This is a genomic window from Micromonospora palythoicola (genome assembly GCF_036689795.1).
Taxonomy (GTDB): Bacteria; Actinomycetota; Actinomycetes; order Mycobacteriales; family Micromonosporaceae; genus Micromonospora; species Micromonospora palythoicola.
The window spans coordinates 62,995-89,587 of record NZ_JBAGKI010000015.1; the positions used below are offsets into that span (position 1 = coordinate 62,995).

A 26,593-nucleotide genomic window follows, 5' to 3' on the forward strand; every position below is an offset into this window, starting at 1 on the left:
TGCAGCGTCGGCGATGCGCTGTGCGATCTCGTCAAGTGAAGACACAGAAACCCCGGCATCAGCCGGGGCGTTCAAGGTGGAGCTGTAGTACACGGGGAGTGATCCCCTCTCTGCGGCTGAGCCCGCCGGTCGGGCTCCTCAGGTGCTCCCCTCTGCTGTCGTCTGCCATCACCTCTCGGCTGGTCGATGGCGCTGCGTTGTCCGCCGCGAGGTGCGAACGGACCACTAACTATGGTGATCAATTTCGGTTCGGTCAACAGGCCGTGGCTGGGCTCACACAGTGAGGGCTACACCAACCCGCGCTGCGCCCATGTCTGCGAGTCACCCCGCCACCGGGAGTTGCCAAGTCTTGCAGGGTCGAGCTTCCGCGCACCCCGGTACGTCTTGCCGACGCGCAACTCAAGCAGGAGTGACACCACCTCGCGTTGCTGGCCGATGGTCAGCCGCTTCCACCTCTGCTCAGCGCCGGGCCCGACCAAGTCGCGGACCAACGGAGGCACCTCAACGTGTTCTGCACGGCGATCGGCATCATCTATCTCGGCGAGTAACTTCCGCTCGATGGAAGCGAGACCGCCGGGAGTGATCTCGTTCCGTGCGGCTGCGGCGTACCACTCTTCGAGCCGAGCCCGCTTCTCTGCGGCTTCCTGCCGAGCCTTCTCTACCTCGCCCACGTCCTCCGGTGGAGCAAGCAGGTCGAGCGCATCCGGTCGGGACAGCCGAGCCATGAGCACGGCCACCACGAACTGCTCAAGAACCGTCGTCTTCACCGACACGCAGAACCGTTCAGCGCACAGGTAGGCATAGTGCGTGCGGTTCTTCTGCACCCGCATCCGTCCGTCACACAAGTCGCAGACAGCGGCACCTGAGAGCAGGTGGCGAACGGCCGTGTCTCGCTGCGTCTTCCGGCGAGGGTCGGTCAGGATCGACTTGCACACGGCATACGTCTCTGCATCGAGCAGGGGTGGCCAGTCGGCGTCGCCAACGATCTTCCCGAGGTGTACCCGCTTGCCGATGTATCCGGGGTTCTGCAACATGCGGCCGATCTGGCTGAGGCTCCACCCCTTCGTGCCTCCCCTTGGGGTGGGAATGCCTCGGGCGTTGAAGTCCTGCGCAATCGAGTAGCAGGCTTCCCCGCTGGCTACCCGCCGAGCGGCCTCACGGATCACCTCGGCGTGCTCCTCGTGGATGACTTGAGCGACGTACTGCCCGCCGTTCCCATACACCCGGCGGTACCCGTAAAGCAGCCGGCCGTGTGGCTTCCCTGCCGCAGCGTTGGCGAGCACCGCGCGTATCACCCGGTCTCGGGTCACGTCGGCTTCCCGCTCGGCGAGCAGAGCGTCAAGGGCAGTGGTGAAGCGGTCATCGGTCCGGCTCAGGTCATACAGCCTGCCCGAGTAGCTGTAGCCGATCCCCTGCTCCGCACAGAGCTTGCGCAGCGAGAGGTACGCCTCAAGATCCCGCTGCGCCCGGCTGCCCTCCCACATCACCAGCACGTCAGCCTTGCCCGCTTCAAGGTAGGTGCGTAGAGCCTGATACTGCGGGCGCTCCCTCTTCGCATAGCGGCTGGCTGAGCGGTCGTTGTCGGAGAACACCCGCACGACCTGCCAACCTTCCCGCTGGCAGACTGCACGGCAGTCGGCTTCCTGCTCATCGACGCTACGGCCGATGTTGTTCGGGTCGGATGACACCCGCGTGTAGATCACGGCTCGCATGGCCTGGTAACCTACCACTACCTCCAAGAGACGTTCGCACCGGACACCGCGTTCAGGTGCGTCATCCCGGTGGCGCGGAAGTCCTCCGCCACCGCGTCGGGCAGCCGGCTGGTGTCCCCGACGACAAGGCCGGGCAACAGGCCGCCCGGCTCGTCCGGCAGCGGTGCGCACGCCTGCTGGAGGCCGGCGCGGAGTCGACCGGCCGCGCGTTGCAACGCCGAGGGAGCACCCAGTCGGGCCGGTGCGCCCACGGCCATCAGGACCGCACCGGTGAGGTCGCCGCCGCGCGGCTCGGCCAGCCGGCCGTCGGCGGTGAGCCGTTGCCCGGGCAACAGCCCGCGCCAGGCCGGATCGTCTGCGAGCACCAGTACCCGCGCCGGTACGGCGATCCGCTGGCCCTGCGGCCCGGTCAGGGCCACCAGCCTGGCCGGCACCAGCAGGGTCGGTGGACGGCCCACGATGCCGCCCCGCACCGGCCTGGGATCGTCCCGGACGACCAGTTCGGCGCTGACCCGGGCCCGTTCGTCGACCAGGGCACGCAGTGGACCCGCGTCCCGTACGGTCAGCCGCGCCGAGGTGGCCGCCCCGCCGCAGACCACGCCGATCAGGATCGCCACCACCACCCAGCCGTGGCGACGCACGGTCGGGCCGGGTCGCCCGGCGAGGCCGAACAGGTGCAGGGTCGCCGCCCCGGCGAGACCTGCCGCGACGACGGCGAGCAGCAGCGTCCGTCGGGCATCGAGATGCAGCCCCGCCAACGCGGTGAGCCAGGCCGCCACCGCCAGCCCCGCCGTGCGGAGGTCGGGTGCTCCCCCACCGGTCACGACTGCGGGGGTTCCGGCCGACACGCCGACCGAGGCGGTCGACGCCCTCACACCGTCACCAGGTCCTTGAGCTGCTCGTACCGGGCGTCGCCGATTCCGGTCACCTGACGCAGGTCGCCGACGGATCGGAAGCCGCCGTGCTGATCGCGGTACTCGATGATCCGCTGGGCGAGCACCGGACCCACCCCGGGCAGCGTTTCGAGCTGCGTCGAGGTCGCGGTGTTCAGGTTGACCCGCCCACCGGTGCCGGGGCCGCCGCCCGGGAGCGGGCCGGCCCCCGGACCCGCCGCACCCGAGGGCACCGGTACGCCGACCAGGATCAGCTCGCCGTCGCTGATCTTGCGGGCCGGGTTCAGCATCGCCACGTCCACCCCCGGCAACGCACCTCCGGCGGCGTCGAGGGCGTCGGCCACCCGCGCGCCGGCTGCCAACCGCACCAACCCGGGCCGGCGGACCTTACCGGCGACGGCGACCACCAGCTCACCGGTCGAACCTGCCGTCGGCCCGCCCGGCTCGTGGCCGGGCCCGACGGATGAGGCCGGTGTCCCGGCGGTGCCGGTCTCGGCGACCACCGGCTCCACCTGAGGACGGGACCGCCAGGTCCAGACGCCCGCGGCGAGCACCACGAGCACGGCGACGGCCGCGAGCGCCCGCACTCCCCGCCGCCCCGGATCGAAGGCACTCGGCCCCGGAAGAGGGCTGGCCGGCACCTCGTCGACCGTCCGCCCTCGTCCGACGTCGACCGGTGCCTCGTCGCTGGCCCCAACCGGACCACCGGTCCGAACGGGACCGCCGGTCCGAACCGGCCCGCCGTCGCGAACCGGACCCGTGTCACCGGCGCGGGTGGCGGCCTGGACCGGCAGCAGCACGGTCGGCCACTGCGTGACCGGCGGCGGCACCCCGTCGGCAGTCCCGGCGAGCGGTGGCCGGCCGACGGACGGAGGCAGGTCAACATCCGACGGCCGCCCGACGGACGGAGGCAGGTCAACATCCGACGGCCGCCCGACGGACGGAGGCCACCCGGCGAGGGCCGGCGTCCGGTCGTCACCCGGCCACGGCGATGCCGCCTCGTCTGCCGGTCGGTCCAGCGTGCCGGGCATCAGGTGCCACAGTCGCCGCCGGACCGCCATCTCCTCGTCCTCGTCCCTCGACACGGCGCGAGGTTAGGGCGGCGAGGCACCGCCAGGCGCACCGAGCCGGTCGACCTGTGGACAGCGCGAGGCTCTGTGGACAGTGCCCTGATCATGTCTCGGATCTGCTACGGCCGTCGCCTTGGCGGTACGTGGTCGGCTCGCCCGACGATCGCGGACCCCGGCAGGTGACCGGCCCCTCGGTCCACGTCGCCGACAACCGCATCCTCCCGGCCGCCACCAGGGCGGTGCGCCAGGCGCGTGGCCGGTTCAGACGCGCTCGGGTCAGTCCGTGCGCGCCTGCGGGTCCAGACCGAGGACGGCGCGCCCGCCGTCGACCGGCAGGGTCACCCCGTTGACGAAGCCCGCCGCCGGCGAGAGCAGGTACGCGACCGCCTCCGCCACGTCCTGCGGCTGCCCGATCCGGCCCACCGGGTGCAGTCGGGCCAGCTCCGCCTCGATCCGCCGCGCCTGGTCCGGCTCGGACTCGGCGAGGAACGCCTCGTGTCGTTCGGTGGCCACCGAGCCGAGCGCGACCGCGTTGGCTCGGATGCCGTGCCGGCCGTACTCGACGGCCAGCGCCCGGGTCAGCCCCTCCACCGCCGCCTTGGCGGTGGCGTACGGCAGGCAGCCCGGCACCGGCCGGTGCGCCTGGTGTGACGAGACGTTGACCACGGCACCAGCGGTGCCGGCGGCGAGGAAGCGGCGGACCGCGGTGGCGGCACCGACCACGGCGGGACGCAGGTTGCGGGTGATCAGATCGACGACCTCGCCGACCGGCGCGTCGTGCACCGAGGCGTCGCGGAACACGGCCGCGTTGTTCACCCATCCGGTGAGCGGGTCGAAGCGCTCCGCCAGGTCGGCGGCCCGCCCGGCGACGCCCTCGTCACCGGCGTCACCGACCACCGCCGCGAGGTGATCGGCCCGGACGTGCCCCGCCACCCAGGCCAGTGCACCCGGATCGCGCTCGACCACCACCACCGTCCAAACCGTGGGCGAGCAGGCTCTCCACGACGCCCCGCCCGACCCCGCGCCCCCCACCGGTCACCACACAGGACATCCGTCCCACCTCCCCGACCCGGCCCTGGGTCGATCCTCGCCCACCGAAGCCACAAGCGACGAAGCGGGGCGCGCCGGTTCGCCCGCCGGCGCCGAGCGCCGGCGGACCGCTCGACGGCCTGGCGGTCAGTGCCCCTGACGTCCAGGCAGGTCCGCCGCCGGATGCTCCGACGCACGATGGATCACCACGCAGGCGAGACCGGGACCGACATGCACCGCGACGGCGGCACCGGCCTCGGAGACGTAGGTGTCGCGCAGCCGATCGCCGAGCCGGGCGGTGAGCGTGTCGACGAGTTGCTCGGCCCGCTGCGGCGCGTCGAGGTGGTGTACGGCCAGGTCCACCGGCCCGTCGCCGGCCGCCTCGACGGCGAGGTCCACCAGCCGTGCCATGCCCCGACTGGCGGTGCGGACCTTGTCCCGCAGCACGATGCGTCCCTCGGGCATGTGCAGGATGGGCTTGACCGACAGTGCGGTGCCGAGCAACGCCTCGGCCGCGTTGATCCGTCCGCCCCGACGGAGGAACTCCAGCGTGTCGACGTAGAAGTGGATGCTGGTTCGCCCGACGGCCGCTACTGCCGCGGCGCGTACGCCGGCCAGGTCGGCGCCCCGGGCGGCGGCCCGGGCCGCCGCGATCGCCGGGAAGCCGAGACCCATCCCGCAGGAGCGGCTGTCGACCACGCTGACCCGGTCGCCCAGGTCGGCGGCGGCCAGTTCGGCGGCCTCGACCGTGCCGGAGAGCCCGGCCGACAGGTGCACCGAGACGACGCCCTCCGCTCCGGCCGCCAGCAGCTCCCGGTAGGTGCGGGAGAACTGCTCGGGCGACGCGCGGGAGGTGCTCACCGACACCCGCCGCGCGCGAAGCGCCCGGGTGGCGTCCGCGGGGAAGGTCTCGACCCCCTCCAGCCCTTCGACGCCGGCCAACACCACGGTCAGCGGCACCACGGTCAGCCGGTGCTCCCGCACCAGCTCGGGTGGCAGGTAGGCGGTGGAGTCGGTGACGACCGCGACTGGCATGCGGGCACCGTAGCGGATCAAGCTGGGCGACGGCCGGACCGCGTCCGCTCAGACCGGTTCGGCGGAGACCGGGACGACCGCCGCGCCGGTGCCGGTTCCGGCGGCGGGCACGTCCATCGGGCCGACGTTGTGGGCGCGCAGGTGCCAGCCGCGTTCCACGTCGTGGCGCAGCTCCGTCCAGTGACAGTTGCGCAGGGAGCCGACGGTACGCAGCACGTGGCGCTCCCAGCCGAGCAGGTGACCGCAGCCCTGACGGGCCGCGGCACCGTGGGTGGCCACCACGACAGTGCCCCCCGGCACCTCGTCGGCAGCCTCCTGCAGGGCGGTGCCGATGCGCTTGGCCAGCTCGTCAAGCGGTTCGATGTCCGATCCCGGATCGGGATCCCCGGCCCGAAAGCGGGCGTACTCCTCGGGGAACCCCGCGGCCACCTCGGTGAGGAACATCCCCTGCCAGTTGCCGAAATGCCGCTCCCGGAGCCGGGCGTCGGAGCGTACCGGCAGGCCGGTCAGCGCGGACAGCGCGGCGGCGGTGTCCGCGGCGCGACTCAGGTCGCTGGCGACGAGGGCGTCCGGGCGCAGCGCGGCCAGCAGCGGCGCGGCGGCGCGGGCCTGTTCCCGGCCGAGATCGTTCAGGGGTACGTCGGTCTGCCCCTGCACCCGGCTGGCGGCGTTCCAGTCGGTGTTGCCGTGCCGCCAGATGATCAGCCTGGTCACTCGCCCGATCCGGCGGAGGCCTCGGCCGGGGCGAGATCCCGGTCGACGAACGGGATCGTCGGGCAGTCTTTCCAGAGCCGGTCCAGGGCGTAGAACTCGCGTTCCTCGGTGTGCTGCACGTGCACCACGACGTCGACGTAGTCGAGCAGCACCCAGCGGCCGCCGCGTTCGCCCTCCCGCCGCACCGGCTTCGCCTTCTCCGGCAGGTCGAGCAGGGCTTCCTCGATGGCGTCGACGATGGCCAGCACCTGGCGTTCGTTCGGGGCCGCGGCGAGCAGGAACGCGTCGGTGATGGCGAGTTGGTCACCCACGTCGATGATGACGATGTCCTGAGCCTTCTTGTCGGCCGCGGCCTGGGCGGCGACGATCGCCAGCTGGTGAGCGCGTTCGGAAACTGTCACCGTTCTCCTTCGATCAACCGTGCGATGCCTCCAGCCTCTCACACGGCCCGGATTCCCGACTCACCAGTTTCAGCCGGAAAGAGGGATGAAACGGTCAAATCACTCCCGGTACAGTCGCCGTTTCGCGATGTACTGCACCACACCGTCGGGCACCAGATACCAGACCGGTTCGCCCCGGGCGACCCGCGCCCGGCAATCGGTGGACGAGATGGCCATGGCCGGGACCTGCACCAGACTGACCGTGTCGGCGGGCAGGTGCGCGGCGGTCAGCGCGAAACCCGGCCGGGTGACCCCGATGAAGTGGGCCAGCTCGAAGATCTCGTCGAGATCCTTCCAGCTCAGGATGCGCTCCAGGGCGTCCGCGCCGGTGATGAAGAACAGCTGCGCCTTCGTCCCGTACTGGGAGCGCAGGTCACGGAGGGTGTCGACGGTGTAGGTGGGCCCGCCCCGGTCGATGTCGACCCGGCTGACCTGGAACCGTGGGTTGGACGCGGTGGCGATCACGGTCATCAGGTAGCGGTCCTCGGCCGAGCTGACCGGCACGTCGGCCTTCTGCCACGGCTGCCCCGTGGGCACGAAGATCACTTCGTCGAGGCCGAACCGGTCCGCCACCTCGCTCGCCGCCACGAGGTGCCCGTGATGGATCGGATCGAACGTCCCGCCCATGATGCCGATCCGCCGGATGTCTTCCTCCACTCCATGATCCTAGGGCGTGTCCGGGCGGAGCCGGGCCGGGCCGACGCTCCACACCCGGCCCGGCTCCGGTGGTCACGCGGTCGTGGCCGCCACCGCCGTGCGCGCCACCAGGGCGCGGCGCAGGTCGTCGTCGGCGTCGGTGACCACCCGACGCAGCCCCGGCGTGAGGTCGTCGCGGGCCAGCAGCGCCGCGGCCGCCTCCCGGGTCGGTTGGGACACCGCGTGGCGGGGGAAGGCCAGCTTGGCGACCTCGTCGGCCACCCAGGGCGTACGCAGCCGCGCGGCGGCCGGCATGTCGGCGAAATAGCTGGCCACGTAGGCGCTCGTCAGGTCGGCCTGCTCGGGCTGCCAGAAGCCCTCCGCCGTCGCCTCGACCAGCCGATTCGACAACTCCGTGTTCGACACGATGATCTCCCACGCGGCCCGCTTGGCGGCGGGCTCGGGCAGGGCCGCACGGCACCGGGCGGCGCGCTCGGCACCGGTGGCGCTCGGGTCGGCCGCCGCCTCGGCCGCGATCTCGGCCGCACCGGCGGCACCGAGGACCACCAACCGGCCCAGCAGCGTCCACCGCAGCTCGGTGTCGACGGCCAGCCCGGCGGGGACGGCCCGGCCGGCGAGCCAACCGGTGAGCAACTCCGCGTCGGTGCTCGCGGCGATCAGCCCTCGAGCGGCGGCGAGTTGCAACGACTCCCCCGGCGCGGCGCCGTCCAGCAGCCGACGGCAGGACTCGGCGATCCGGGCCAGGGCGGACTGTCGCGCCAGCGGGTCGAGATAACGATCGACGAGCGAGCGACTCATCGCCAGCACGTCCTCGACGATGATCACTTCCGTCTCGGTGGGCAACGCCGCGACGATCAGGTCGACCAGACCGGTGACCGGCCGCTCCCCGTCGGTCGCCGCGTCCAGCGCTTCACCCCAGAGCAGGGCGCGGGTCAGCGGGTCGGCCAGGCGGGGCAGCAGCAGTGGCACCGCGTCGGCCGACGCGGCGTCGAGGCGGATCTTGGCGAAGGTGAGGTCGCCGTCGTTGGGTAGCAGGACCGCTGCCGCCGGCTCCCCGGCCAACCCGTCGAGCCGGGCCCGACCGTCGTCGGTCTTCGGATCGAGGTCGACCTCGAACCGCTCGGCGGTGCCGTCCACGGCGTAGCGGCCCACGCCGACGCGGTGCGGACGCAGCACCGGATGCGTCGGCGGCGCGGTCTGCGCGATCACGACCTCGTCGTACCGGCCCTCGGCGTCCACCGCCACCTCGGCCCGCAGCGTGTTCACCTGCGCGGTCCGCAGCCAGGATTCCGCCCAGTCGGTCAGCTCCCGGCCGCTGCTGGCGGCCAGGCTCTCGAGCAGGTCGGCGAGGGTGGCGTTGCCGAAGCGGTGCCGGGCGAAGTGGTCGTTGAGGCCGGCCAGGAAGGCCTCGTCACCGAGCCACGCCACCAGCTGCCGCAGCACGCTGGCCCCCTTGGCGTACGAGATGCCGTCGAAGTTGAGCAGCCCCTCCGCGGCGTCGATGACCCGCTCGGGCGCCACCGGGTGGGTGGAGGGGCGCTGGTCGGCGGCGTACCCCCACGCCTTGCGGCGCAGCGCGAACGTCGTCCACGCCCGGTCGAACCGGGTCGCCTCGGCCGTGATCCGGGTGCCGAGGTATTCCGCGAACGACTCGTTCAGCCACAGGTCGTCCCACCAACGCATGGTGACCAGGTCGCCGAACCACATGTGCGCCATCTCGTGGGCGATCGTGGTGGCCCGCAGCTCGCGTTGGCTGTCGGTGACCGCCGAGCGGAACACGTAGTCGTCGCGGAAGGTGACCAGGCCGGGATTCTCCATGGCACCAGCGTTGAACTCGGGCACGAACGCCTGGTCGTACTTGCCGAACGGATAGCGCTCGTCGAACAACTCATGAAACCGGTCGAGACACTGCTTCGTGACGGTGAGGATCTCCGCCGCGTCGGCGTCGAGATGCTCGGCGAGGGAGCGCCGGCAGTACACCCCGAGCGGAATTCCGTCGTGGGTGTCCCGACGGACGTGCCAGGGACCGGCGATCAGGGTGAAGAAGTACGTGGCGATCGGCAGGGTGGGGGCGAACTCCCAACGACCCGGTTCGGGGTTGGCCGCCAGTTCCGCGTTGGCCGCCACCGTCCAGTGCTCCGGCGCGGTCACCGACAACGTGACCGGTGCCTTCAGGTCCGGCTGGTCGAAGGCGGCGAAGACCCGCTGCACGTCGTCCAGGAACGACATCACGTAGAGGTAGGTCTCGCCGTCGGCGGGGTCGACGAAGCGGTGCATCCCCTCGCCGGTGTTCGTGTACGCCATCTCGGCCTCGACGACCAGCGTGTTTTCCGCCGCCAGGCCGGTCAGCGGCAGCCGGTTGTCGTCGAGCGTCGCGGGATCGAGGGCGGTGTCGTTGAGGCGTACGGCGTGCAGTTGCGCCGGCTTGACCTCGACGAAGGTGTCGGTGCCGGTGGCCCGGAACCTGATCGTGACGTGGGACCGGAACCGCTCACCGCCTCCGGTCAGGTCGAGGTCCACCTGGTAGGACTCGACGGTGATCGACGCGCCACGCGCGGTCGCCTCTGCACGGCTCAGGCTCGGCATCCGCTTATCCTGCCCGATGAGGGAACGAACCGGCTTCCCCATTTCCCCTGGTACTGGAGGACAGACCATGACAGCGCACCCCAAGGGTGACTTCGACCTCTCCCGGGCGGTCTGGCAGCGGGCCGAGGGCGACACCTCGGAGGCCGCGGTGGAGGTCGCCTTCGTCGACGATCTGATCGGCATGCGCAACTCCGCCGAGCCGGACGGCCCGGTGCTGGTGTTCACCCAGGCCGAGTGGGACGCCTTCGTCGCGGGCGCCCAGGACGGCGAGTTCGACCTGGACTGAGCGCGCCGGCGGGGTCCAGGGATGTCCGTCCGGCCCGGTGTTCCTGGACTCCGCGCTAACCACGGTCACCGTCGCCCCAACCGAGGCCACCGGGGCCGGGCGCGTGATGGAAACCGGCGTGGCCGGCGACATCGACACACCGTTCGGAGTCCGGCCCGAGGGCCCCGCAGAACAGCCGCTCGGCACGCTGCCAGGCGTCGGCCGGCGACAGCGCGGAGGCACCGATCGCCAGCTCGGGCCGGAGCACGCTCAACGCCTCGGCGTACCCGACCGCCACCTCGCGAGCGGTGACGAGATCCGCGGCGGTGAAGCCGAGATGCACGGTGAAATGGCGGTCGGGACGTGGGGGTCGGGGCGGCGGCGCCACCAGCGGCGGCCCGTCCCCGCCGAGCCTCCCGGCCTTCCACCGACGCCAGTACGCCGCACGGTTGTCCCGCATTCCGTCCTCCCCGTGGCACGCCGAACCGCCTGGCCGACGACGTATCGACGCCTCGGCCCGGCGGCCGGTTGACCACCGGCCAGGTCGACGACGACGCCGAACCCAGCGAACCAGGATTCCCCGGTCCTGGGAGGGGCCAGCGACCGGCCCGACGACACCGCCGCCCGGCTGCGCGGTTCATCGCCCGTGACCTGGGTAGGTACGCACTCTGCGACGATTGGACGGCCGGTCGGCGACGGCCGCGCCCCGGCAACAGGGAATCCGATGGCGACCATTCCGACGGACCGCGCTCCGGACAGCACCCTGGCCTTCCTGCGGGCCGGCTACCGGTTCGTGGGGCAGCGGTGCGACCGGTACGGCACCGACATATTCCAGACCCGGCTGCTGCTGGAACCGACGATCTGCCTACGCGGCCGGGCCGCCGCCGAGCTCTTCTACGACGCCGACCGGTTCGTGCGCGAAGGTGCCATGCCGGCTCGCGGTCAGCGGACGCTCACCGGCCGGGGCGGTGTCCAGGGGCTCGACGGCGACGCCCACCACCACCGCAAGGCCATGTTCATGTCGCTCATGAGCCCGGCCGCGGTCCGGCGACTCGGGCAGCTCTTCGCCGACGAGTGGCAGGTTCGGTTGCCCGCCTGGGAACTGTCCGGCACGGTGACGCTGCACACCGAGGTCGCGTCGATACTGACCCGGGCGGTCTGCGCCTGGGCGGGGGTGCCGCTGAGCGGCGGCGAGGTGGACCGCCGGACCGCCGACCTGCAAGCCATGATCGACAGTGCCGCGGCGATCGGTCCCCGGCACTGGCGTGGCCGGCTGGGCCGCTACCGCGCTGAGTACTGGGGCGCTGACCTCGTCGAACGGGTACGCCACGGGAAGCTGTCGCCGCCCGACGGCACTGCCCTGCGGGTGATCGCGGAGCACCGCGACGGCGAGGGACACCGGTTGCCGCGCCGCATCGCCGCGGTGGAATTGCTCAACGTGCTCCGCCCGACCGTCGCGGTCGCCCGGTTCGTGGTCTTCGCCGCGCTTGCCCTGCACGACCATCCGGCCTGGCGGCAGCGGGTACGCGACGACGCCGAGGCCGGGCAGTTCGTGCAGGAGGTACGCCGCTACTACCCGTTCTTCCCGGTGGCCGCGGCCCGGGTCCGGCGGGACTTCGACTGGCAGGGCTACCACTTCCCGCGGGGCCGACGGGTGCTGCTGGATCTCTACGGCACCGATCATCATCCCGAGGTGTGGCCGGAGCCGGAGCGGTTCCGGCCGGAGCGCTTCACCGGTTGGCCGGGTGACCCGTTCACGCTGGTACCGCAGGGCGGCGGCGACCATGTCGCCGGGCACCGCTGCGCCGGAGAATGGATCACGATCGAGCTGATGAAGCGGGCGGTCACGCTGCTGACCGGGGTCATCCGCTACGACGTACCGCCGCAGGACCTCGCGGTGGACCTGAGCCGGATGCCGGCGCTGCCGGCCAGCGGCTTCGTGGTCACCGCCGTACGACGCACCGGCTGAGCCCCCGCCCGGCGACCACCGGCCGGGACCGGGCCACCGGGGACCGGCGGCCCGGCCGGATCAGGCTGGATGCAGCACCGTACGCAGGCAGCCGTCCTCCTTCTTCTCGAACATCTCGTAGCCGCGTGCCCCCTGCGCCAGCGGGAGCGGGTGAGTGGCCAGGTAACCGGGGTCGATCTCACCGGCGGCGAGTCGGTCGAGCAGCATCGGGATGTAGCGCTGGGCGTGCATCTGCCCCATCCGCAGCACCAGGGCCTTGTTCATCGCCGCGCCCAGCGGAAACTTGTCCACCAGGCCGGCGTAGACGCCGACGATGCTGACCGTGCCACCCTTGCGTGCCGCCATGACGGCCTGCCGGACGGACGTCGGCCGGTCGGTCTGCAGGCGGGCGGTCTGCTTCGCCTTGTCGTACGCGTACACCGGGCCGACGTCGTGGGCCTCCATGCCGACCGCGTCGATACAGGCGTCCGGTCCGCGACCGGAGGTCATCTCGCGCAGCGCCTCGAGCACGTCGGTGTCGGCGTAGTTGACCGTCTCCACTCCCAGCCGGTCGGCGGCCACCGCCAGCCGCTCCGGCAGCCGGTCGACCATGATGACCCGCTCGGCACCGAGCAGCTGCGCCGCCCGGGCGGCCATCTGCCCCACTCAACCGGCACCCCACACCGCGACCACCTCACCGCCGGTAAGGCCGCAGAAGTCGGCCGCCATCCAACCGGTGGGCATGGCGTCCGAGGCGAAGACCACCGCGTCGTCGGGTACCCCGTCGGGCACCTTGAACGCCCCGACGTCGCCGAACGGCACCCGTACGTACTCCGCGTGGCTGCCGGAGTAGCCCCCGGCGGCGTGTGAGTACCCGAGGATGCCGGCCGGCGAGTGGCCCCACAGCTTCTCCGCGAAGACGGGTTGCGGGTTCGAGTTGTCGCACAGCGAGTACTGCTCGGTCCGGCAGTACCAGCAGCCACCGCAGGCCACCACCGAGCCGACCACCACCCGGTCGCCGACGGCCAGCCGCCGTACCCCGGGCCCGACCTCGACCACCTCGCCGGTGAACTCGTGGCCCAGGATGTCGCCCTCCCGCATCGCCGGGATGAAGCCGTTGATCAGATGCAGGTCGGAGCCGCAGACGCTGCTGGCCCGGACCCGGACGATGATGTCACCGGCGGCGCGCACCCGCGGCTCCGGCACGTCGCGTACCTTGAGCTTGCCGACCCCCTCCCAGCACAGCGCCTTCACGCCCGTCCTCCCGTCGTCAGCCGCTGCCGAATCTCATCGGTGCTTCGTCGCTGTGCCCTGCTGCGTCCGGACGGATCCCGCCGGGTGTCGATGAGCTGACCGCACTCGATCAGCGACTTGACCCGGCGCAGCGTGTCGCGCAGTCGTAGGTCCGGCTCGTCACCGGCGGCCAGCCCAAGGGCGCGGCGCAGTGGGCCGGAGCGGTATCTCAGCTCCGCGCGGATCTCCGTGCCCCGACCCTGTGGTGCGGGCACCAGTTCGACCGTGCCCTGCTGCTCCGGCCCGCCGGTGACCTGCCAGCGCAGCCGGCCGGGACCGGTGACGGTGATCTCGGCGCGCCACTCGGTGGCGCCGGTGTCGGGATCACGCGACACGCACCGCCAGCGGTTCCCGTCGATCTGCTCCAGGGTCGCCCACTCCGCCAGGGCCCGGTCGAGCCGCTGCCGCTCGGTCCAGAAGCCGATCACCGCCGCTACCGGCCGGTCGACCGTCACCGCGCGCCGGACCACGTACCAGCCATCCTCCCGATGGGGCTGGTGCCGACGCCGTCGGCGGGTCACCGCCCGGCCGACGCCGACCGCGGTCACGGTCGCGGCGCCCACCAGAGCCAGCCTCGTCGCGTTGCCTCTCATCACGCCTCCTCCGCCCGGACGTCCGGTGCCCGGCCGCCCTAGTGGCGCTACCCGGCACGGAGACCGTGAAACGGGGCAAAAAGCAAGGGCTCCTCCGATCGGATCGCCCGAGGAGGAGCCCTCACATCCAGCGCCCGTCCCACGGCCTCCGCGCGGGACGGACCGCCGCCGGCGGCGGCTGGGTTCGTCGACCGGTCAGGAACCCACCTGGTCCCGAGAGTGCCGTGCCTGCCCCTTCAGATCCTGGGCGGCGGACCGGGTGTCATCGGTCACCGTCTGTGCGGCGTCCTGCGCGGTGGCCCTGACCGACTCGGCGGCCTGCTGGGCCGGCTCGCGCAGCTCCTCCTTCATCTCGCTCGCCACCCGGCTGAGCTTGTCGGTGACCGCCGAGCCGTGCTCGCCAACCTTGTCCCGAGCCTGGGTGGCCAGCCGCTGCTCCCGCTGGGTCGGCGGGACGAGCGAGGAGACGAGCATGCCGACGCCGAAGGCGATGAGACCGGCGGCCAGCGGGTTCCCCTCGGACCTACGCCTGATTGCCTGCGGGGCGCGGTGTGCCGCGTCGCCGACGGCCGAGGCGGCCGAGTGCGCCGCGTCGCCCACCGCCGAGGCCGTCGCGGCGGCACGATCACCGGCCGCGTGGGCACCATGGCTGGTCTGATGGCCCAGGTCGGATGCGGTTCCCATTACCCTGTCCCTCACATTCTGCAGCGTGGTACGGACCCGCTGCTTACGATCTTCGACGATGCGGCCCGGGCTGACCTTGTACGCCAAGGCGTCCACATCGGAACTCAGGTTGTCGCGGGTGGCTTCGATCTCCCGGCGGATCTGCACGGGGTCGGTGCTCATCGGGTCACTCCCTCCGGGTGTGGCTTGAGCGCGTCGGGGATGCGCTGCACGCTGTCGTTGGTCTGCTTGAGCCCACGGATGCGCTCCGCGTTCCGTCGGCCCATCGTGTAGAGAAGCGCCGCGATGGCCGCCCAGATGACGGCCACGATCAGCCCCGCCCAGCCGGCGTCCATCACATTCGACAGGCCGCCCCAGAGGGCGAGGGAGAGGAACAGGGCGACCATGTACGCGCCGAAGCCGGCACCGCCGAACAGGCCGGCGGCCTTGCCCGCCTTCTTCCCCTCCTGACGGATCTCGGCCTTTGCCAGCTCCACCTCCTGCCGCATCAGCGTCGACAGGTCGCTGGTGACCTGGCGCATCAGCTCCCCGATCGAGCTACCCCGGACCTCCTCCGCCGAGGACGGGTGATGGTTGCGGGCGTCCGCTGCGGAACTCTGTGTCGGCGTCGTCATTGCGCCGCCTCCCTTCGGATGACTCGGGTCCTCACGGCCGGGTGGTCCCGCTCGACGGCACGCCCGGCAGTGGATCGGTCCGCTCCACCGGGGGCAGCGGTGTGCCCGTGCCGGAGTACCCCTCGTCGACCAGCCGGAGGTCGGCGGGCTGGGTGCGGGGATCGCGGCTTCCTCCAGCGGGCACACCCGTCGAGCCGGCCGGCGGCGGGGCCTGCGTCGGCAAGGCCACCGTCCGGTCAGGATCGCCGTACAGGTCTTCGCTGGCGGAGTTGGCGGGGCGGTCGTCGCCACTCGCGGAGAGGTTGCGGGTCAGCCGGCCGGCCACCGCGCCGAGCAGGGCCGCACCGACCAGGAAGGTGCCGGGGTTGCGGCGCGCGTAGTCGCGTACCTCGGTGAGCAGGTCGCCGGGCTCGCGCTGCTCCAGCCAACCGGCCACACCGTGCACCCGGTCGGAGGCCTGCCGGGCGAGCTCGCTCACCGGGCCGCCCTGGCCACCGTTGTCGGCCATCGAACGCATCTCGTCGGCCAGCGAGCGCAGCCCGCCGGCCGCGCGCCGCTGCTGCTCACCAGCCTGGCCGGCGAGTTGCGTCCGAGCCTCGCCATACAGGTCCCGGGCCTGGCGGGCGGCCTCCCGGCCGACCTCCCGACCCTGTTCCCGGGCGGTCTCGGCCACCGTCGCACCGGCGTGCGCCGCCTCCGAGCCCATCTGGTGGGCCTGTTCGCGGACGCCGCCGCCGTTCGGCGAATCGGGCTCGTGGGTCCTGGGGGTCGATGACAGATCGTAGGTCATGATGTCCCTTCCGCTGCGGGATCGTCGCGGGTGTTGGGGGTGCGGCGGACGATGTCGCCGCTGCCGCTGATTGACCTACCCTGCGATCGGCCACCCATGCCCGATCGGGCATTTCCCTGCGGACCGCCCGGCGCGGGCAACAAGATGAAGGATCGGCGGGACCAACGTCACCTCACGGAGTGTCGCGTCGAGCTGCCAGACCGTTGCGGGGGGCTCTCGCGGATCCACGGAGGTGACATCGATGGCGCGTCGGTCAGCGGGTGGCCGCGCCTCGCGTACCCGGGTACAGCTCGCCGCCCTGGTCGTGGCGGGAGTGTTCCTGCTGCTCGGGGTGCTCGGGTTCGTGCCCGGTATCACCACCGACTACGGCGACATGACCTTCGCGGGGCACCACTCCGGTGCCCGGCTCCTCGGTCTCTTCCAGGTCTCGGTCCTGCACAACCTGTTGCACCTCGGCTTCGCCGCGGCCGGGCTGGTGCTGGCGCGCGGCGTGGCCGGTGCCCGGCTCTATCTCGTCGCCGGCGGTGCGCTCTACCTCGGGTTGTGGATCTACGGGCTGGCCGTCGGCGAGGAGAGCGCGGCGAACTTCGTCCCGCTCAACGACGCGGACAACTGGCTGCACCTGGGGCTCGGCCTCGGGATGCTCCTGCTCGGGCTGCTGCTGTCGGCGCGGGCCGGCGGCAGCGGCAGCCGTCTCGACCGCCCGTTCGACCGTCCCTGACGCCGCGACGCAGAGGCCGCCGGCCACCTCGGACCCGGCCGGGAGCCTCGGGCTCAGGCCGGCACCGGTAGCCGTTTGGCGAAGCACTCCGGATACGGCGCGCCGTCACCGGGCGCACCGGCAGCGGAGATCGGCTCGTAACCGCAGGCCCGGAAGAGGGCCACCGCCGGACGGTGCGGACCGGCCTCCACCCGCACCATCGAGTATCCCCGCTGGTACGCCAGCTCCTCCAGCGCGGCGACCAGTTGGCGGGCGATGCCCCGGCGTCGGTAGGCCGGACGCACGTACACCTGCTCCAGCTCGCCGGTGTCGTCGTCGCACACCCGCATCCCGCCGCACGCCACCGCGCGGCCGGCGATCACGACCGTCAGCCAGCAGGTGTCCCCGCGCGTCCCGATGTCCCGCCCGACGGCCCCGCCGGCGACCTCACGGAGTTCACGCTGCCCGGCCGTGGCGAGTGCGGCGACCTCCGGATCCGTCAGCGGGCGGGACTCGATAAGCATCACCCCACGCTAGGGCGACGAAATTTCGCGAAGGTTTCCAGCAGTCGTCCCCATTTCGGAGCGCATCGAGCTATTCGGCGTCGTTCCCGTCGGCGGGGGCCGGCTCGACCTCGTCGGCGGGTCGCTGCCGGCGTGCCTTGCGGGCCGCCAGCCGCTCGGCCGCGCTGGCCCGGGTCGGCTTCTCCTCCAGCCGGACGTCACGGCCCCGGGCGCCCGGGACGAACTCGGCACCGGCGTAGAGGGTGGGTTGCCAGTCGAACTCCCGGTCGCCGATCCGAACCAGGTCACCGGGCTGGGCGCCCGCCTTGGCCAACTGCTCCTCGACGCCGAGCCGGGCCAGCCGGTCGGCGAGGTAGCCGACCGCCTCGTCGTTGTCGAAGTTCGTCTGGCGCACCCAGCGCAGCGGACGGACACCGCGCACGGTGTACGAGCCGTCGTCCTCGGCCTCGATGGTGAAGCCGGCGTCGTCGACCGCCTTCGGCCGGATCACGATCCGCGTCGGTTCGGCCGGTGGTGCCGCCGCCCGCGACTGGTCGACCAGTTCCGCCATCGCGTACATGAGCTCCTTGAGCCCCTCGCGGGTGGCCGCGGAGACCTCGAAGACCCGCAGACCACGCGCTTCCAGGTCGGGCCGGACGATCTCGGCGAGGTCGCGGCCGTCCGGCACGTCGACCTTGTTCAGCGCGACCAGCCGGGGCCGGTCGGCCAGCCCGCCGTACTCGGCCAACTCCGCCTCGATGGTGTCGATGTCGGCCAGCGGGTCGCGCCCCGGCTCCAGGGTGGCGGTGTCGATGACGTGCACCAGCACCGCACAGCGCTCGACGTGCCGGAGGAACTCCAGCCCCAACCCCTTGCCGGTGGCCGCGCCCGGGATCAGCCCGGGCACGTCGGCGACGGTGAACGTGTGGTTGTCGAGCCGGACGACGCCGAGGTTCGGCACCAGCGTGGTGAACGGGTAGTCGGCGATCTTGGGCTTGGCGGCGGAGATGACCGAGATGAGCGACGACTTCCCGGCCGACGGGAAACCCACCAGCCCGACGTCGGCGACGCTCTTCAGCTCCAGCACCACGTCAAGTTGCTCGCCCGGCTCACCCAGCTCGGCGAAGCCGGGCGCCTTACGGCGCGCGTTGGCCAGCGAGGCGTTGCCCCGGCCACCGCGACCGCCCCGGGCCACCTCGAAGGTGGTGCCGGCACCGACCATGTCGGCCAGCACGGTGCCGTCGCTGGTCTGCACCACCGTGCCGTCGGGCACCTTGAGCACCAGGTCGGCACCGTTACCGCCGTCCCGGTTCGAGCCCGCGCCGCCCCGGCCGTTCTCCGCCTTGACGTGCGGTCGGAAGTGGAAGTCGAGCAGCGTGTGCACCTGCGGGTCGACCACCAGGGAGACGCTGCCGCCGTGCCCGCCGTTGCCTCCGTCCGGGCCGCCGAACGGCTTGAACTTCTCCCGGTGGATCGAGACACAGCCGTGCCCGCCGTCGCCGGCCTGCAGATGCAGGACGACCCGGTCAACGAACGTCGTCACGACGTCATCCTTCCAGCGGAGCCCGGCCCCGCGCGAGAAAAGGCGAAGCGGGCCGGGACATCAGGTCCACGGCCCGCTTACGCCGGACAGCTACTGCTGCGGCACGATGCTCACGGTCTTGCGACCGCGCCGGGTGCCGAACTGGACCGCACCGGCGGCCAGCGCGAAGAGCGTGTCGTCTCCGCCGCGGCCGACCAGGTCACCGGGGTGGAACTTGGTGCCACGCTGACGGATGAGGATCTCGCCCGCGCTGACGACCTGACCACCGAAGCGCTTCACGCCGAGTCGCTGGGCCGCGGAGTCACGACCGTTACGCGAGCTGGACGCACCCTTTTTGTGAGCCATTGGAGGACGACCTACTTCCCGCTGGAGATGCCGGTCACCTTGACCTGGGTCAACGGCTGGCGGTGACCCTGGCGCTTGTGGTAGCCGGTCTTGTTCTTGAACTTGTGGATCCGGATCTTCGGGCCCTTGGTGTGCGCGGCGATCTCGCCGGACACCTCGACCTGAGCGAGCTTCGCCGCGTCGGTCACCAGGTCGTCACCGTCGACGAGGAGCACCGCGGCGAGCTTCACCGCGTCACCGGGGGCACCGGTGAGCTTCTCGACCTCGATCACGTCGCCCTCGGCGACCTTGTACTGCTTGCCGCCGGTCTTGACGATCGCGTACATCGGAGGCGGACTCCCTGTCGTTGAGGCTGCTGACTGGTCGTCCCCACGGCGGCTCGCCGGGCAGCAGAAGCACGGCGGCGCGGGCACGCGGGAACTCGGCACACCAAAGTGCGCCGCAGGCTAGCGTACGCCATCCTCGGGCCGGGACCCAAACCGGGCCGGGCCGGTCAGCGGGCGCAGAGCTGGTCGAGGCGCTGCTGCAACCGGTCGAGCGAAGCGCCCTCGAGCGCCTCGATGTCGGTGCCGAGCCGACCGACCTCGGTCGACAGCTCCGTCAGCAGCTCCTTGAGCTGCCGGTCGTCGGCGCGGGCCGCCTGCGCTCTGAGCGCCTTCTCCCAGTCGGACAGGGCCGCCTCGGCCCGCCGGCCGGCGGCCTGCGCGTCGGCGGTGTCACCCGCGCCGGTCGCCGTGACCATCGCGGCGAGGTGCTCGACGTACTTCTTGCCCGCCGCACCGCTCGCCTGTTGCGCGGCGGCGCAGACCTCCGGGGCGTTTCCGCCCGCCGCCCCCGGAGCGGGGGTCGCCACCGGCTGCTCCGGGGTGGGTGTCGCCGGGCCGGCGGTGACCTCGACGCGCGTCGAGGTCGGGGCGGCCGGTTCGGCCGGGTCGCCGCGCTCGGCCGAGCAGGCGGTGCCGACGAGCAGCGCGGCGGCGGCCACGATGACGGCGAGCGGTCGGCGCATCGACTCCTCCTTCGGCGGCCCGGTCGACCCGCCAGGTGCCGGGGCACCGACGGGGCCGGCCAGGCCCGGACCGGCCGGGCGGCCGCTCATCGACGATACGGGACGCCCCGCCCGGCGGACATCACCACCGGGCGGGGCTCGTTGACCGTCGGGCGCAGCTGGCCCTACCGGCGACCGTCAGGGCCGGGTACGGCGACGCGCACCGCCACGACGGGAACGACGCCGACCGGTGCCGCCCTCGCCACCGTCGTCCTCGTCGGTCTCACCGAGCGCGTCCGGGTCGTCCGGGGCGGCGAGCCGGGCCGACTCACCCTGCTGGCTGTCGGCGACGTCCGGCGCGGCCGGTGTGTCCGTCTCGTACCGCGACAGGTCGTATCCCATGGTGTCGTGGTAGTCGGCGTCAGCGGTGCTCGTGGTCTCCGTCTCGGTGACCTCCACCACGGTCCGCTCCGCCGCGGCGGCGCCCTTACGCGCTCGGCGCCGGGACGAACCAGTCGTCTGCTCGGCCGCCGGGGCACCCGCCGAGGCGACCGCCTTGACCTTGTCCCCGCCGCCGGAGCGCGTCTTCTCCGGCACCGGTTCGGTGTGGATGACCAGGCCCCGGCCCTTGCAGCACTCGCAGGTCTCGCTGAACGCCTCCAGCAGCCCGGCACCGATCCGCTTGCGGGTCATCTGCACCAGACCGAGTGACGTGATCTCGGTGACCTGGTGCTTGGTACGGTCGCGGCCCAGGCACTCGGTCAGCCGACGCAGCACGAGTTCCCGGTTCGACTCCAGCACCATGTCGATGAAGTCGATCACCACGATTCCGCCGATGTCCCGCAGCCGCAACTGCCGGACGATCTCCTCGGCCGCCTCGAGGTTGTTTCGGGTGACCGTCTCCTCCAGGTTCCCCCCGGCACCGGTGTACTTGCCGGTGTTCACGTCGACCACCGTCATCGCCTCGGTGCGGTCGATCACCAGGTGGCCACCGGAGGGCAGGAAGACCTTGCGGTCGAGACCCTTGAGGATCTGCTCGTCGATGCGGTACTCGGCGAACACGTCCGTGGTGCCGACGTGCCGCCGCAGCCGCGCCACCAGGTCCGGCGACACGTGCGACAGGTACGACTCGACCATGTCGTACGCCTCGTCGCCCTCCATGACCAGCTCGCGGAAGTCCTCGTTGAACAGGTCGCGGACCACCCGGATCACGAGATCGGGCTCCTGGTAGAGAAGCACCGGCGCACCGCCCTCGGCGGCCTTCGCCTGGATGTCCTCCCACTGCGCCTGGAGGCGCTTGACGTCCCGGGCCAACTCGTCCTCGCTGGCGCCCTCGGCCGCGGTCCGGACGATCACTCCGGCGCCGTCGGGCACGAGCTTCTTCAACACGTCACGCAGTCGCTTACGTTCGGTGTCCGGCAGCTTGCGGCTGATCCCGGAGGCGTTGCCACCGGGTACGTAGACCAGGTGCCGGCCGGAGAGCGCGACGTGGCTGGTCAACCGGGCCCCCTTGTGCCCGATCGGGTCCTTGGTGACCTGCACCAGCACCGAGTCACCGGACCTGAGGGCCTGCTCGATCGAACGGGCCCTGCCCTCCAGGCCGGTGGTGTCCCAGTTGACCTCGCCGGCGTACAGGACAGCGTTGCGTCCTCGGCCGATGTCGACGAACGCCGCCTCCATGCTCGGCAGCACGTTCTGCACCTTGCCGAGGTAGACGTTGCCGGCCATGGTCCCGGCGGAACTGCGGGTGACGTAGTGCTCGACCAGGACGCCGTCCTCGAGCACGGCGATCTGGGTCCGGTCGCCGCGCTGGCGCACCGCCATGACCCGGTCGACCGCCTCGCGGCGGGCCAGGAACTCCGACTCGCTCAGGATCGGCGGGCGGGTCCGGCGCTGCTCGCGGCCGTCCCGGCGGCGCTGCCGCTTGGCCTCCAACCGGGTCGAGCCGGAGACACCCTGCACCTCGTCGACCGTTCGGCGCGGCTCCCTGATCTTCACCACGGTGGGCACACCGTCGTCGTCGGTGCCGTCGGCGTCGCCGGCCCCCCGCCGACGCCGCCGACGACGGCGACGGGTCATCCCGTCGCCCTCGGCCTCGTCGCCCTCCTCGGACTCGGACTCGGACTCGTCCGTCTCGGCCTGGACGGTCTCCTCGGCCGCGCCCTCCTCGGTGTCCTCGCCGTCCTCGGCACCGCCCTTGCCCCGGCCCCGGCCCCGGCGACCGCGTCGGCGGCGACGCCGGCCACTCGCGGTCTCCTCGTCGTCCTCCTCCTCGGCGACCTCCTCGGCCGCGGCGGCGGGTTCCTCCTCGGGCTCGGCCACCACCGTCGGCTCGGCCTCCCGCCGGCCCCGGCGACGCCGCCGCGACGGCTCGGCCGGCTCCTCGGCGGGTTCCTCCTCGGCGGGCTGGGCGGCGGCGCGGGCGGCGATCACCTCTTCCGGTGCCATGAACAGCACCGTCGGCGCGGTGAGGGCGGCCTTGCGACGGCGGGACCGGCCCTCGGGCTCGGCCGGCGCCGTCACCTGGGCAGCGGCGTCAGGTTCGACGGCAGCCACCGGTTCGGTGGTCTCGGCCGGCTGTGTCGGATCGGCGGCGCCCTCGGGGGGCAACGCGGCGGAACCGAAGTCGGTGCCGGCCGCCGGCGCGAGATCGGCGTCGCTGGGCGGCTGCGTCGGCTCGGCCTGGGCGGGCGGCTCGGTCACGGCTTCGGCGGGCGCGGTCGTGGACTTCCGGCGCCGGGTACGGGTCACCTTGACCGGCGGCACCACGTCGCTGTCGGCGGCCTCCGCCTCGGCCACGGCCAACGGCTCCTCCACGGCCTTCTGGCCGGTGGTCGCCTTGCGCCGGCGGCGCGGTGTCTTCGCGGCCGGGTCGAGGTCACCGGAGACCGGGGCGAGCACCTCGGCCTGGGGGGCTTCACCGCTGCCTGCGGTCGCCGCACCGGACGCCTCGACCGGTGCGTCGGTCTGCTCGGGCCGGCTCACCGAGGTGGCCCGGCGGCGGGTCGTCCGACGCCGGGAGGCGGGCTCGAGGCCGGGTGCGCCACCCAGGTCGGCGACGCCACCGAGGTCGGCGGTGCCACTCACGGCACCGGGGATCTCCTCCGGCGGATCGGCGACCGGTTCGGGTTCCGTCGCGTCCTGCGGCGGGATCGCACCGGCCACCTCCGCCGCGCTGTTCTCGTCGGCCGGGTTGATGCCGGCCCGTTCGCTGCCCTCGGGCTCGTTCTCGAGCATGGACGTTCTCCAGTTCTGGCTTCCCCGGGCGCGGGTGAGCGCTGCCACGCAGGGTTGCCGCAAAAGGTGTTTCCCCGGGCGCACGGGGTGCGCGCCGGCGAAGTCTGCCTGCCTGGACGCCGACCGTCGGTCAGCGCCCGCCGATGGTTGCCCCGTCGCGGTCCGCGTCCAGCGGGTCCACGATCGCGCCCTGCGCGGTCAGCGTGCCCTGAGCCAGCCGGATCACCTTCGGGGCCACCGGCGGCTCCAGGCCGGCCACCACGCGGAAGCCGGAAAGGACGTCATCGGGCCGCACGGACGGGGTGACCTGCCGCACGACCAGTTCGAGTATCGCACACGGTACGACCGGGTCCTCGGAAGGCGTCGCCGAAGCGGCGATCACATCGATGTCGACGACTGCGGCGCGGGCGTCGAAGGTGCGCCGTCCCTGCTTGGTCATCCGCTCGACCAGCACCTCGTCGGCGGCGGTGAAGACGGCCACGGCCTTGGCCAGCACGTCGGGATCCACCTGCGGCAACTCGATCCGCCAGCGGGACGCCTCGATCCGGTCGGGCAGGCTGGCACCGCTGGCCACCACGGCGTCGAGCACGTCGAGGCCGGGCGAGAGCGCCGCGTCCAGCGCCATCCGTAGCTGCTCCGGATCGACCGGCTCACGCAGGCCGATCTCCAGGTACTCCGCCTCGCTGGCCACTCCGGTCGGTGCCGCGCTGGCGTACGAGATCTTCGGGTGCGGGGTGAAGCCCTGGGAGAAGGCGACCGGTACGCCGGCCCGGCGCAGCGCCCGCTCGAAGGCGCGGGCGAAGTCCCGGTGCGAGGTGAACCGCAGCGGGCCACGCTTGGCGTACCGGATCCGGACGCGCTGGACGACCGGTGCCTGGCCGCCCTCGGGCTGTGGTTTCCTACTGATCGTCGTGCTCCTCGGTGTCGGGCCCCACCCGTGCGCCGGACTACTGCTGGGCGCCGGCGGACAGCTTCATGCCGTTGACCGGGGTCAACGGAAGCAGCTTCCGGCCGGTCGGGCCGATCTGGATCTCGGTGTCCATCGCCGGGCAGACGCCGCAGTCGAAGCAGGGCGTCCACCGGCAGTCGTCCTGCTCGTACTCGCCGAGCGCGTCCTGCCAGTCCTGCCAGAGCCAATCCTTGTCCAGGCCCGAGTCCAGGTGGTCCCAGGGCAGGACCTCCAGCTCGTCGCGCTCCCGGGTGGTGTACCAGTCGAGGTCCACCCCGAAACCGGGCAGCACCTCGGCCGCCGCGTCCACCCAACGCTGGTACGAGAAGTGCTCGCTCCAGCCGTCGAACCGCCCGCCGTTCTCCCAGACCCGGCGGATCACCGCGCCGACCCGACGGTCACCCCGGGACAGCAGGCCCTCGATCAGCGACGGCTCACCGTCGTGGTAGCGGTACCCGATGGCCCGCCCGAGCGAACGGTCGGCGTTGATGGCCTGCTTGAGCAGCCGGAGTCGGTGATCGATGACCTCGGGTCGCTGCATGGCCGCCCACTGGAACGGCGTGTGCGGCTTGGGCACGAACCCGCCGATGGAGACGGTGCACCGGATGTCCTTGGAGCCGGTCGCGGCGCGCCCGGCCCGGATCACCTCGTGCGCCATGTCGGCGATCTCCAGGACGTCGGCGTCCGTCTCGGTGGGCAGACCGCACATGAAGTAGAGCTTCACCTGACGCCAGCCGTTGGTGTACGCGGTGACCACCGTACGGATCAGGTCGTCCTTGGACACCATCTTGTTGATGACCTTGCGGATCCGCTCCGACCCGCCCTCCGGGGCGAAGGTCAGACCGGTCCGTCGGCCGTTGCGGGACAACTCCTGGGCCAGCTCGATGTTGAAGGCGTCCACCCGGGTCGACGGCAACGAGAGCGAGACGTTGGTGCCCTGGTACTGCTCGGCCAGGCCGGAGCACATGTCGCCGATCTCGGAGTGGTCGGCCGACGACAGCGACAACAGCCCCACCTCGTGGAAGCCGGAGAACTCCAGCCCCTGCTGCACCATCTGCCCGACCGTGGTGATCGAACGCTCCCGCACCGGACGGGTGATCATGCCGGCCTGACAGAACCGGCAACCCCGGGTGCAGCCCCGGAAGATCTCCACCGCGTACCGCTCGTGCACCGTCTCGGCCAGCGGCACGAGCGGCTTCTTCGGGTACGGCCAGGCGTCCAGGTCCATCGTGGTGCGCTTGTGCACCCGGAACGGCACGTCCGCCCGGTTCGGCACGACCCGCTGGATCCGGCCGTCCGGCAGGTAGTCCACGTCGTAGAAGCGCGGCACGTAGACGCTCTCGGTACGGGCCAGCCGCAGCAGCAGCTCGTCCCGGCCGCCCGGGCAGCCCTCGGCCTTCCACTCCCGGACGATGCCGGTGATCTCCAGGACCGCCTCCTCGCCGTCGCCGAGCACGGCGGCGTCGACGAAGTCGGCGATGGGCTCGGGGTTGAACGCGGCGTGCCCGCCGGCCACGATCACCGGGTCGGCGTCGGTGCGGTCGGCGGCGAGCAGCGGGATGCCGGCCAGGTCGATCGCGGCGAGCAGGTTGGTGTAGCCCAGCTCGGTGGCGAACGACACGCCGAACAGGTCGAAGTCGCGGACCGGACGGTGGGCGTCGACGGTGAACTGCGGCACGCCGTGGGCGCGCATCAGCTTCTCCAGGTCCGGCCAGACCGCGTAGGTGCGCTCGGCGAGGGTGTCCGGCAGCTCGTTGAGCACCTCGTAGAGGATCTGCACACCCTGGTTGGGCAGCCCCACCTCGTACGCGTCCGGGTACATCAGCGCCCACCGTACGGTCGCCGCGTCCCACTCCTTGACCACCGCGCCCAGCTCACCGCCGACGTACTGGATGGGCTTGGTCACCTGGGGCAGCAGCGGCTCCAGGCGGGGCCACACGGAGTTGGCCGCCACGGGACGTGAAGTGGTGGACGGGACGCTCATGATGCCCAAGGGTACGCGGTG

At 72.2% G+C, this 26,593-nt stretch carries 24 protein-coding genes and 2 pseudogenes; 3 read left to right on the forward strand and 23 right to left on the reverse strand.

Going from position 1 to position 26,593, the window contains the following annotated elements; translation table 11 throughout:
- Positions 1-287 precede the first annotated feature (287 nt).
- The 9 genes and pseudogenes from V5O40_RS09525 to pepN form a co-directional block, all read right to left on the reverse strand.
- Complete coding sequence (locus tag V5O40_RS09525) at positions 288-1,712, reverse strand: recombinase family protein (RefSeq protein ID WP_332905131.1); 1,425 nt, start codon at positions 1,710-1,712, stop codon at positions 288-290.
- Positions 1,713-1,738: 26 nt separating this feature from the next.
- Positions 1,739-2,560 (reverse strand): annotated as a pseudogene (locus tag V5O40_RS09530) (ComEC/Rec2 family competence protein); the annotation flags it as partial.
- A 23-nt stretch (positions 2,561-2,583) separates the two neighbouring features.
- Positions 2,584-3,405, reverse strand: coding sequence for a ComEA family DNA-binding protein (locus V5O40_RS09535; protein WP_408631849.1), 822 nt, complete (start codon positions 3,403-3,405; stop codon positions 2,584-2,586).
- A gap of 546 nt (positions 3,406-3,951) precedes the next feature.
- Complete coding sequence (locus tag V5O40_RS09540; protein ID WP_332905133.1) at positions 3,952-4,647, reverse strand: SDR family NAD(P)-dependent oxidoreductase; 696 nt, start codon at positions 4,645-4,647, stop codon at positions 3,952-3,954.
- A gap of 204 nt (positions 4,648-4,851) precedes the next feature.
- Entirely contained in the window at positions 4,852-5,739 is an 888-nt protein-coding gene (locus tag V5O40_RS09545; RefSeq protein ID WP_332905134.1) for a DegV family protein, read from the reverse strand.
- 48 nt (positions 5,740-5,787) lie between these two features.
- Positions 5,788-6,453 carry a histidine phosphatase family protein gene (locus V5O40_RS09550; RefSeq protein WP_332905135.1) on the reverse strand — a complete coding sequence of 222 codons (666 nt, stop codon included), beginning with the start codon at positions 6,451-6,453 and terminating at the stop codon, positions 5,788-5,790.
- Positions 6,450-6,854 (reverse strand): ribosome silencing factor, encoded by a 405-nt coding sequence (gene rsfS / locus V5O40_RS09555; protein WP_269737803.1) that lies wholly within the window; start codon positions 6,852-6,854, stop codon positions 6,450-6,452. Before rsfS ends, V5O40_RS09550 begins: the two co-directional genes overlap by 4 nt.
- A 99-nt stretch (positions 6,855-6,953) precedes the next feature.
- Entirely contained in the window at positions 6,954-7,550 is a 597-nt protein-coding gene (gene nadD, locus V5O40_RS09560; protein ID WP_269737804.1) for a nicotinate-nucleotide adenylyltransferase, read from the reverse strand.
- Between the two features lie 72 nt (positions 7,551-7,622).
- Positions 7,623-10,136, reverse strand: a complete 2,514-nt coding sequence (pepN, locus tag V5O40_RS09565; RefSeq protein WP_332905136.1) for an aminopeptidase N — start codon at positions 10,134-10,136, stop codon at positions 7,623-7,625.
- Positions 10,137-10,203: 67 nt separating this feature from the next.
- On the opposite strand from pepN, the gene V5O40_RS09570 reads away from it, so the two are divergent.
- Entirely contained in the window at positions 10,204-10,422 is a 219-nt protein-coding gene (locus tag V5O40_RS09570) for a DUF397 domain-containing protein (RefSeq protein ID WP_093407559.1), read from the forward strand.
- A 55-nt stretch (positions 10,423-10,477) separates the two neighbouring features.
- On the opposite strand, the gene V5O40_RS09575 is transcribed toward V5O40_RS09570, so the two are convergent.
- Positions 10,478-10,861: a hypothetical protein gene (locus V5O40_RS09575; RefSeq protein ID WP_332905137.1), complete on the reverse strand. Its 384-nt coding sequence runs from the start codon at positions 10,859-10,861 to the stop codon at positions 10,478-10,480.
- A gap of 264 nt (positions 10,862-11,125) precedes the next feature.
- Here V5O40_RS09575 and V5O40_RS09580 point away from each other — a divergent pair, with 264 nt between their 5' ends.
- Positions 11,126-12,370 carry a cytochrome P450 gene (locus V5O40_RS09580; protein ID WP_332905138.1) on the forward strand — a complete coding sequence of 415 codons (1,245 nt, stop codon included), beginning with the start codon at positions 11,126-11,128 and terminating at the stop codon, positions 12,368-12,370.
- A 60-nt stretch (positions 12,371-12,430) separates the two neighbouring features.
- On the opposite strand, the pseudogene V5O40_RS09585 reads toward V5O40_RS09580, so the two are convergent.
- The 5 genes and pseudogenes from V5O40_RS09585 to V5O40_RS09605 form a co-directional block, all read right to left on the reverse strand.
- Positions 12,431-13,603, reverse strand: a pseudogene (locus tag V5O40_RS09585) (zinc-dependent alcohol dehydrogenase).
- Positions 13,600-14,235, reverse strand: coding sequence for an SRPBCC family protein (locus V5O40_RS09590; protein ID WP_332905139.1), 636 nt, complete (start codon positions 14,233-14,235; stop codon positions 13,600-13,602). The pseudogene V5O40_RS09585 and the gene V5O40_RS09590 overlap by 4 nt, the downstream one beginning before the upstream one ends.
- A gap of 195 nt (positions 14,236-14,430) precedes the next feature.
- The gene (locus tag V5O40_RS09595; RefSeq protein ID WP_332905140.1) at positions 14,431-15,081 is read right to left on the reverse strand and encodes a DUF3618 domain-containing protein; all 651 of its coding nucleotides are present in this window, start codon (positions 15,079-15,081) and stop codon (positions 14,431-14,433) included.
- A complete protein-coding gene (locus V5O40_RS09600; RefSeq protein WP_332905141.1) occupies positions 15,078-15,533 on the reverse strand; it encodes a phage holin family protein in 456 nt (151 codons plus the stop codon). Before V5O40_RS09600 ends, V5O40_RS09595 begins: the two co-directional genes overlap by 4 nt.
- A 31-nt stretch (positions 15,534-15,564) precedes the next feature.
- Positions 15,565-16,323 carry a hypothetical protein gene (locus tag V5O40_RS09605; RefSeq protein WP_332905142.1) on the reverse strand — a complete coding sequence of 253 codons (759 nt, stop codon included), beginning with the start codon at positions 16,321-16,323 and terminating at the stop codon, positions 15,565-15,567.
- 241 nt (positions 16,324-16,564) lie between these two features.
- On the opposite strand from V5O40_RS09605, the gene V5O40_RS09610 reads away from it, so the two are divergent.
- Complete coding sequence (locus V5O40_RS09610) at positions 16,565-17,044, forward strand: DUF4383 domain-containing protein (protein ID WP_332905143.1); 480 nt, start codon at positions 16,565-16,567, stop codon at positions 17,042-17,044.
- Positions 17,045-17,097: 53 nt separating this feature from the next.
- Here V5O40_RS09610 and V5O40_RS09615 read toward each other — a convergent pair whose 3' ends face one another.
- From V5O40_RS09615 to V5O40_RS09650, 8 genes are all read right to left on the reverse strand, one after another.
- Positions 17,098-17,547 (reverse strand): GNAT family N-acetyltransferase, encoded by a 450-nt coding sequence (locus V5O40_RS09615; RefSeq protein WP_332905144.1) that lies wholly within the window; start codon positions 17,545-17,547, stop codon positions 17,098-17,100.
- A 70-nt stretch (positions 17,548-17,617) separates the two neighbouring features.
- The gene (obgE, locus tag V5O40_RS09620) at positions 17,618-19,069 is read right to left on the reverse strand and encodes a GTPase ObgE (protein ID WP_332905145.1); all 1,452 of its coding nucleotides are present in this window, start codon (positions 19,067-19,069) and stop codon (positions 17,618-17,620) included.
- Between the two features lie 90 nt (positions 19,070-19,159).
- Positions 19,160-19,414 carry a 50S ribosomal protein L27 gene (gene rpmA / locus V5O40_RS09625; RefSeq protein WP_091197044.1) on the reverse strand — a complete coding sequence of 85 codons (255 nt, stop codon included), beginning with the start codon at positions 19,412-19,414 and terminating at the stop codon, positions 19,160-19,162.
- Between the two features lie 11 nt (positions 19,415-19,425).
- Positions 19,426-19,740 (reverse strand): 50S ribosomal protein L21, encoded by a 315-nt coding sequence (rplU, locus tag V5O40_RS09630; protein WP_093407572.1) that lies wholly within the window; start codon positions 19,738-19,740, stop codon positions 19,426-19,428.
- A 167-nt stretch (positions 19,741-19,907) separates the two neighbouring features.
- A complete protein-coding gene (locus V5O40_RS09635) occupies positions 19,908-20,513 on the reverse strand; it encodes a hypothetical protein (RefSeq protein ID WP_332905146.1) in 606 nt (201 codons plus the stop codon).
- Positions 20,514-20,600: 87 nt separating this feature from the next.
- A complete protein-coding gene (locus V5O40_RS09640) occupies positions 20,601-23,639 on the reverse strand; it encodes an Rne/Rng family ribonuclease (protein WP_332905147.1) in 3,039 nt (1,012 codons plus the stop codon).
- Between the two features lie 130 nt (positions 23,640-23,769).
- Positions 23,770-24,489 (reverse strand): TIGR03936 family radical SAM-associated protein, encoded by a 720-nt coding sequence (locus tag V5O40_RS09645; protein WP_332905167.1) that lies wholly within the window; start codon positions 24,487-24,489, stop codon positions 23,770-23,772.
- 97 nt (positions 24,490-24,586) lie between these two features.
- Positions 24,587-26,572 (reverse strand): TIGR03960 family B12-binding radical SAM protein, encoded by a 1,986-nt coding sequence (locus V5O40_RS09650; RefSeq protein ID WP_332905148.1) that lies wholly within the window; start codon positions 26,570-26,572, stop codon positions 24,587-24,589.
- Positions 26,573-26,593: the final 21 nt, after the last annotated feature.

Coding starts and splice junctions, on each gene's coding strand:
- rplU (WP_093407572.1), bottom strand. CDS start 19,740: ATGTACGCGATCGTCAAGACCGGCGGCAAGCAGTACAAGGTCGCCGAG.
- rpmA (WP_091197044.1), bottom strand. CDS start 19,414: ATGGCTCACAAAAAGGGTGCGTCCAGCTCGCGTAACGGTCGTGACTCC.
- pepN (WP_332905136.1), bottom strand. CDS start 10,136: ATGCCGAGCCTGAGCCGTGCAGAGGCGACCGCGCGTGGCGCGTCGATC.
- V5O40_RS09635 (WP_332905146.1), bottom strand. CDS start 20,513: ATGAGCGGCCGCCCGGCCGGTCCGGGCCTGGCCGGCCCCGTCGGTGCC.
- V5O40_RS09605 (WP_332905142.1), bottom strand. CDS start 16,323: ATGACCTACGATCTGTCATCGACCCCCAGGACCCACGAGCCCGATTCG.
- V5O40_RS09640 (WP_332905147.1), bottom strand. CDS start 23,639: ATGCTCGAGAACGAGCCCGAGGGCAGCGAACGGGCCGGCATCAACCCG.
- V5O40_RS09595 (WP_332905140.1), bottom strand. CDS start 15,081: ATGAGCACCGACCCCGTGCAGATCCGCCGGGAGATCGAAGCCACCCGC.
- V5O40_RS09575 (WP_332905137.1), bottom strand. CDS start 10,861: ATGCGGGACAACCGTGCGGCGTACTGGCGTCGGTGGAAGGCCGGGAGG.
- V5O40_RS09600 (WP_332905141.1), bottom strand. CDS start 15,533: ATGACGACGCCGACACAGAGTTCCGCAGCGGACGCCCGCAACCATCAC.
- V5O40_RS09615 (WP_332905144.1), bottom strand. CDS start 17,547: ATGCTTATCGAGTCCCGCCCGCTGACGGATCCGGAGGTCGCCGCACTC.
- V5O40_RS09650 (WP_332905148.1), bottom strand. CDS start 26,572: ATGAGCGTCCCGTCCACCACTTCACGTCCCGTGGCGGCCAACTCCGTG.
- V5O40_RS09610 (WP_332905143.1), top strand. CDS start 16,565: ATGGCGCGTCGGTCAGCGGGTGGCCGCGCCTCGCGTACCCGGGTACAG.
- V5O40_RS09570 (WP_093407559.1), top strand. CDS start 10,204: ATGACAGCGCACCCCAAGGGTGACTTCGACCTCTCCCGGGCGGTCTGG.
- V5O40_RS09545 (WP_332905134.1), bottom strand. CDS start 5,739: ATGCCAGTCGCGGTCGTCACCGACTCCACCGCCTACCTGCCACCCGAG.
- V5O40_RS09580 (WP_332905138.1), top strand. CDS start 11,126: ATGGCGACCATTCCGACGGACCGCGCTCCGGACAGCACCCTGGCCTTC.
- V5O40_RS09525 (WP_332905131.1), bottom strand. CDS start 1,712: ATGCGAGCCGTGATCTACACGCGGGTGTCATCCGACCCGAACAACATC.
- V5O40_RS09590 (WP_332905139.1), bottom strand. CDS start 14,235: ATGAGAGGCAACGCGACGAGGCTGGCTCTGGTGGGCGCCGCGACCGTG.